The organism is Neobacillus rhizosphaerae (assembly GCF_937468385.1).
GTDB lineage: Bacteria > Bacillota > Bacilli > Bacillales > Cytobacillaceae > Neobacillus > Neobacillus rhizosphaerae.
Genome location: NZ_CALBWS010000026.1, coordinates 77222 through 83671, shown reverse-complemented (window position 1 = coordinate 83671; position 6450 = coordinate 77222). Strand labels below are relative to the sequence as shown.

The window sequence follows — 6450 nt, the reverse complement described above, 5'->3', positions numbered from 1 at the left end:
CTATATGCGCCTGCGGGGTCTCCCGTGACCTCTCTTTCCCGCAGGAGTCGAGTGCCCTCCGCTCCAATCAACAGGGTGGCAAATCAACCTAAAGAATTGCAACACACTTTTTCTAACCTGGCTAAGTGTGTCGCAATCTTTTTTTATATTTTGGCAGGCTGCTGTAAGGAGAGCCTGTTCACTTGCATTCTTTAATCCCCGTAACCGGCAGTAGCAAAGCCCATGCAGCTCTTTTGTCTGCGAAGCTTCGCTCAATTTTTTCCTTTCTAAATTTAAAAAGCAATTTTCCCGATTTAGATAAGCGATTTAACCTTACCTTTTCCTTCAATGGCTTTTTTCCATGCTTTATTCTATCCTCTTCAATAGCCTTGTTTAATTCATCAAAGTATTCACGAGTTTCTACTTCAACTTCTTCTCTCGTGTATTTATGCTTATTTACATTTTCCTTTAAATGGAATCAGGAACTAATTCATCAATAGACACAAATTCATATTCACTTTGGGAAGATTCTCTTGGTTTAAACATAGATTCCACCACTTATTTTTTTGGTTGTGTGTGGACATTATTGAATTTGCACCTGTTGATTGGAGCGGAAGGCGCGAAGACTCCTGCGGGAGTACGGGGCTGGGGAGACCCCGCAGGAGCGAAGTGACGAGGAGGCTCCCCGGCACGCCCGCGGAAAGCGAAGCGCCTGGAGCGCAAACCAACAGACATGTCGCATTAATAATGTTATAATAAATTAACGCAGTGAAATGTTAAAGTGACATAAAAAATAAAGGCTGTCGAAGGTTTTTCGACAGCCTGAGCTGCCGATTTTACGGCAGCTTTTTCTTATTTTAATGGTAAATCAAGTCTAACTAAGTCTTCATAGGACTCTCTTTTTACAACCAAAATGGCTTTCCCTTTTTCAACAAAAACAACGGCTGGACGGGGTAAACGGTTATAGTTGTTAGACATGGAATAGCCGTAAGCACCCGTGCAAAATACCGCAAGAATATCTTCTTTACCTGCTTCGGGCAAAGGTAAATCCCATATCAGCATATCTCCTGATTCGCAGCATTTCCCAGCAATCGACACCGTCTCACTTGTTCGGGCTAACGGTTTATTGGCAAGGACTGCCTCATACTTGGCTTGATAAAGAGCAGGCCGAATATTATCACTCATTCCACCATCAATAGCTAAATACTTCCTTACCCCTGGAACTTCTTTGGAAGATCCAACTTGATAAAGGGTGATACCCGCATCACCGACAAGTGAGCGTCCAGGTTCAATCCATATTTCTGGCAACTTTAAAGCAAATTGCTCTGTCAATATTTTAACTTCCCTAATAATTTCACTCACATATTGAGAAGGTGGTTTTGGTTCATCTTCTTTTGTATAACGGATGCCAAAGCCGCCTCCCAAGTTTAATACCTTTGCTTCGAAGCCAAGCTCATTTTTCCATCCTGCCATTTGTTCCACTATTTTCTTTGCAGCCAGTAAAAAACCGGTGGTTTCAAATATTTGCGAACCAATGTGGCAGTGTAGACCAAGAACGTCAAAACAGTCAAATTGAAGAGCTGTTTTTAATGCTGCTTCTGCTTGGCCATTTTGAAGGTCAAAACCAAATTTCGAATCTTCTTGACCGGTTAAAATGTAATCATGTGTATGTGCTTCAATTCCCGGAGTAACCCGTAAGAGAATGTTGACGTTAACATTTTTCTTTTGGCAAATCGTTTTCAATAGCTCCATTTCGAAAAAATTATCCACAACAATGCAGCCAATTCCGTTGTCCAAGGCCATTTCTAATTCTTCTCTGCTTTTATTATTTCCATGAAAATGAATTCTCTCAGACGGGAAGCCCGCAGCTAATGCTGTATACAATTCACCGCCAGAAACAACGTCAAGTGATAACCCTTCCTCGTTAGCAAGCTGCACCATTGCTACAGTTGAAAAAGCTTTGCTTGCATAAGCGACTTGAGACTTTATGTTTTGTTCTTCAAATGCCTGTTTAAATCCCCGCGCTCTTTCTCTCATTAATGCCACGTCATAAACATATAGGGGAGTTCCAAAATCTCGAGTTAATTCTACAGCATCGACTCCGCCTATTTCTAAATGTCCATTTTTATTTATGGCTGTTGTCCCGTAAAAATGCATTCCCTTCCCTCTCTCCGTAATGACTCTCAGTCATAAAAGATAGTAAATAAATAATAGACAGAATCCGCAAAAGAAACTGCCTATTTAAAATCCTTTATTCCTTTATTTAATTAAAAATACTTTAGCATAACAAAAAAAAAACCGCAATAAATTCTTATTTTTTATCCAGCATTAACGGGAAGTAAGATCAGACTTTAAGACTTTGATAGAACTAAAAATGAAAAGGTGCAGGATCAACTGCCCGTAAAAGCCCGATTGGTTTAACTAACAATCAGTGTAGAGTGGACCCCCCAACTGATTGAGTTTCACCTTATCCTTTAGGTGGCTGCCGGAATCGGTTTCTCGGATGAACAATACTAGGTCTTAGAAATGAACCCGGAATTGCCCTACGGAAAACAATCTGTAAAAATCCTTTTGGCTCAAAAGGGAGAAATGGCCAAAAATACGGTGTATTAAGGGTACGCATGTGAACAAGAAAGAGAAACAACAGGGTACTGCCTATGACAAAACCAGGGGTATGGAATGCCGCTACTAATAACAATAGAGTCATTCTAGAAATCTTATTTGCCACACCTAACTCATAGCTTGGAGTAGTAAATGTACCAATACCGGCTACTGCAACATAAAGGATAACCTCTGGAACAAACAACCCTACATCAATCGTAATTTGTCCAATCAATACTGCAGCAATTAAACCCATTGCTGTTGATAAAGGAGTTGGAGTATGAATGGCGGCCATTCGTAAGAATTCTATTCCAAAATCAGCTAAAATTAATTGAATAACAACTGGAATATTCGTTTGTTCATTTGGACCAATAAATGAAAGTTTTTCCGGTAACATGGAGGGTTCTAAAACGAACAACATCCATAATGGCAGTAAATATATCGACGTTAAAACACCTAAAAAACGAGTCCAGCGTACAAAAGTTCCTGATGCCGGTGATTCCCTAAACTCTTCCGCGTGCTGGACATGATGAAAATATGTAGTTGGGGTGATAATCACACTTGGAGAAGTGTCACAATAAATAATAACATGCCCTTCTAATATATGTGCTGCTGCTACATCTGCTCGTTCTGTATATCTTACAATTGGAAAAGGATTCCAACCCTGTTTTACAATAAATTCTTCAATCGTTTTATCTGCCATTGGGATTCCATCAACATCGATGGCTTTTAGTTCTTTCCTTAATATATTCAATAAATCTGCATCGGCGACATCTTCTAAGTAACCTAAGGCTACATCTGTTTTTGAACGCTTGCCCACCTTAAGCATCTCAAAACGAAGCCGACCGTCACGAATCCTCCTTCTTGTTAAACCAGTATTTATAATAATATTTTCAACAAACCCATCCCGGGCTCCTCTAACTACCTTTTCTGTATCCGGCTCTTGGGGCGCTCGACCTGGATAGCTTCTAACATCAACTACAAGAGCGATGTTTTGTCCTTCCATTACAACAGCGATTAAACCAGACAGGACCTGATCGACCACTTTATCAAGCGTTTTTACTTGTTCGACAGATTGATTAACAAGTCGATTATAAATGATCTTAAATAGGTCAGTTGATAATTTTTCATGATCATTGATTTCTACTAATTCTTCAATAAGTTGAATAATATAACGGGTATCACATAATCCATTTACATAGTAAATGTGAACATCTTTTTTAAGAATCTTTAATTTCCTGACTCCTAGATCAAAACTTATTCCAAGCCCCGCACGTTGTTTCATATAATTTTCAATTTCATTCACGGATTTGGGGATTGGCCATTTTTGGTCCTGTATTTCTGTCATAAAAACCACTCCTTTCAAGTATTAGCTGGACCGCTTTTTTCGTTATTGGTGAACCGATTTTATAGGAGTCATGCCTCGCCATTTTTCCTATGTCACCAACTCCTACGATAATAGGTACGTCCAATTCATCAAGGCAGTATACGGTATCTCCATTTATTCTCCCGATTTCCAGTTCTGGTATTCCAAATTTATCGACACCATATGGAGTTAACTCTCCATTTCGGTCGATACCTACATCAATTTTTGACCATTCCTCATGTCTTGATTTTGCCGCTACTGCTATGACACCTAATACCTCGATATCCTCGTGCAAAGCAACATATTTTAAGGCATTTTCACCAGCACCCTCACCTACAATGCCACTATCATCAAACATCACCAATACAGGATCATGCGGAGTTTTTTTTATTAATTTAACGAGTTCTGGACCAGTTAATTTTGACGGATTACTTTGTGAACTAGAGATACATCGTCCTCCAATCTCAAATGCCACATGCTCAATCGCCTTTTGGGCGTATTCATCACCATCAGTAACTAAAATTACTCGTCTCCGAATACTCATCCTTTTATGTCCTTTCCATCGCGAAAAATTTTTTATTGGTGGACAAAATAAAGCCATTGAAAAATCGAGCCGAGAATCTTCCCTAGAACGATTGCCGTAATTAGGATGACAATTTCTCCATCCAGTCGAATCCTTCTGGCAAGAATCGGCAGTACATTTAAAACCTCCGTAAGAGCGGCTGCCAGCATCCCTACAAAAATCCCGCCCGTGATTCCTAATAATGGGACCAATAAATAAGGTGAAATATTTAAAACAGGGTCTCTTAGGCTTGCAAACACCCCTGTAAGTGCACCAAAGACGACTGCCCATTCATACTGTTGAATCATTTTCATTGTTTTGGTCAGCTGTGTCAGTCTTGGAATAATCCCAAGTACAGTAAGAAAAGCAACAAATCCTGAACCAACGGCCAATCCACTTGCTAAACCCAAAAAACTGACAGTGATAATTTTAATCGTCGTCATTAAGTTGTTTCATACTTTCTTTGTTTTCATGAATTATTACGTAATTATCTAAATCCATCTGATAATTAAACATTTCTACTTCAAGCGGACTGGGTTCCTCGTTTAACCGTTTCTTAAATACATGATTAAAAAATAAAATCATTCCAAGACCTAGACCAAGGGAATAGGGAATTTGAAAAAGGAATGGCTTAGCTTCTACCTTGCCCGTAATAATTGTATATATTTTTTCTTGGACACTTCGCATGCTAACATCATCATGAAAATTCATTATCGCCATGGCTGAGCCAAAGAATAAGAGGAACCATATTAAAAGAAAAAAAGGGATGGATATTCCTTTTTTCTTATTAGTCACTTCTATGATGGTTTGTGCGGGTCCAATGGTTTGAACTTCTATTTCCCCAAACCTTGTGGTGATCATATTAATGATCCTCATTACATCAATGATGACAATATTTCGATCTCCTTCAGTTAATTGATAAACCATCATTGATTTTAAATGTGAAAGTACGGCTTCAGGGGCAATAATTTGGGCAACATCCTTTAACAATAATTTTTCTTCCGGCTGAGCTTGAACACGATTCCGCATGCGGATGTAGATTGTTTTTTCCAAAACATTCACTTCCCACACAATGATTTCCTCGTATAAGTAGTATGGATAATTAGCCCTTATTTCATGTACAAAATGACAAAATGGCCTGTTCTGGATAGAAAACGGAAAGACCGTACGGATTAGGGATCCATACGGTCTTTCATTTGCTGTAAAATCCTTTTTTCAAGTCTTGAAACTTGAACCTGAGATATTCCAAGCCTAAGGGCAACCTCTGATTGAGTTTGGTCCTTATAGTATCGTAAATAAACAATCAGTCTTTCCCGTTCATCCAATTCAAGAATAGCCTCTTTTAAAGCAATTTTATCAAACCATTTTCCTTCATTACCATCATCTATTTGGTCTAATAAAGTTATCGGGTCGCCATCATTTTCATAAACTGTTTCATGAATCGATGAAGGGGTTCTGCTTGCTTCTTGTGCAAGGATGACATCTTCTGGTGTGAGCTCCAGATACTCTGAGATTTCGTTAACGGTAGGTGTTCTTCCAAATGTTTTCGATAACTCATCCTTCGCTTTCCGGATTTTGTTCCCCATCTCTTTCAATGAGCGGCTAACCTTTACAGTTCCGTCATCGCGGATAAATCGTTGGATTTCTCCAATAATCATCGGTACGGCATACGTTGAAAACTTAACATCATAGGATAGGTCAAACTTATCAACTGATTTTAATAATCCGATACAGCCGATTTGGAACAAATCATCAGGGTCATACCCCCGATTAAGAAACCGTTGGACGACAGACCAAACGAGACGCATGTTTTTTTCAACAATTAAATCTCTTGCCCCTTGGTCTCCACCTTGACTCTTTTTTATGAGTTCTTTTACCTCATGATCCTTAAGAAATGTTTGATTTTTTTCGTTCTTGACCTCCACATCCATCGGCAAGTCTC

At 39.1% G+C, this 6450-nt stretch carries 6 protein-coding genes and 1 pseudogene; all 7 read right to left on the bottom strand.

Translation table 11 applies throughout. From position 1 onward, the window contains the following. Positions 1-289 (bottom strand): annotated as a pseudogene (locus M5A78_RS17910) (transposase); the annotation flags it as partial. A gap of 542 nt (positions 290-831) precedes the next feature. Beyond that, the gene (gene lysA, locus M5A78_RS17905; RefSeq protein WP_248736647.1) at positions 832-2136 is read right to left on the bottom strand and encodes a diaminopimelate decarboxylase; all 1305 of its coding nucleotides are present in this window, start codon (positions 2134-2136) and stop codon (positions 832-834) included. 310 nt (positions 2137-2446) lie between these two features. Continuing rightward, entirely contained in the window at positions 2447-3928 is a 1482-nt protein-coding gene (locus M5A78_RS17900) for a spore germination protein (RefSeq protein ID WP_248736646.1), read from the bottom strand. Then, positions 3879-4484: a stage V sporulation protein AE gene (locus M5A78_RS17895; protein WP_319942316.1), complete on the bottom strand. Its 606-nt coding sequence runs from the start codon at positions 4482-4484 to the stop codon at positions 3879-3881. The genes M5A78_RS17900 and M5A78_RS17895 overlap by 50 nt, the downstream gene beginning before the upstream one ends. Before the next feature lie 38 nt (positions 4485-4522). Then, positions 4523-4951 carry a stage V sporulation protein AB gene (locus tag M5A78_RS17890; protein WP_248736644.1) on the bottom strand — a complete coding sequence of 143 codons (429 nt, stop codon included), beginning with the start codon at positions 4949-4951 and terminating at the stop codon, positions 4523-4525. Beyond that, on the bottom strand, positions 4938-5561 hold the full coding sequence (locus tag M5A78_RS17885; RefSeq protein ID WP_248736643.1) for a stage V sporulation protein AA: 624 nt from the start codon (positions 5559-5561) through the stop codon (positions 4938-4940). Before M5A78_RS17885 ends, M5A78_RS17890 begins: the two co-directional genes overlap by 14 nt. 119 nt (positions 5562-5680) lie before the next feature. After that, positions 5681-6439 (bottom strand): RNA polymerase sporulation sigma factor SigF, encoded by a 759-nt coding sequence (gene sigF / locus M5A78_RS17880; RefSeq protein ID WP_248736642.1) that lies wholly within the window; start codon positions 6437-6439, stop codon positions 5681-5683. Between the last annotated feature and the right edge of the window lie 11 nt (positions 6440-6450).

Excerpts from the sequence above, each read along its gene's own strand:
- lysA (WP_248736647.1), bottom strand. The coding sequence starts at position 2,136 with ATGCATTTTTACGGGACAACAGCCATAAATAAAAATGGACATTTAGAA.
- M5A78_RS17900 (WP_248736646.1), bottom strand. The coding sequence starts at position 3,928 with ATGACAGAAATACAGGACCAAAAATGGCCAATCCCCAAATCCGTGAAT.
- M5A78_RS17890 (WP_248736644.1), bottom strand. The coding sequence starts at position 4,951 with ATGACGACGATTAAAATTATCACTGTCAGTTTTTTGGGTTTAGCAAGT.
- sigF (WP_248736642.1), bottom strand. The coding sequence starts at position 6,439 with ATGGATGTGGAGGTCAAGAACGAAAAAAATCAAACATTTCTTAAGGAT.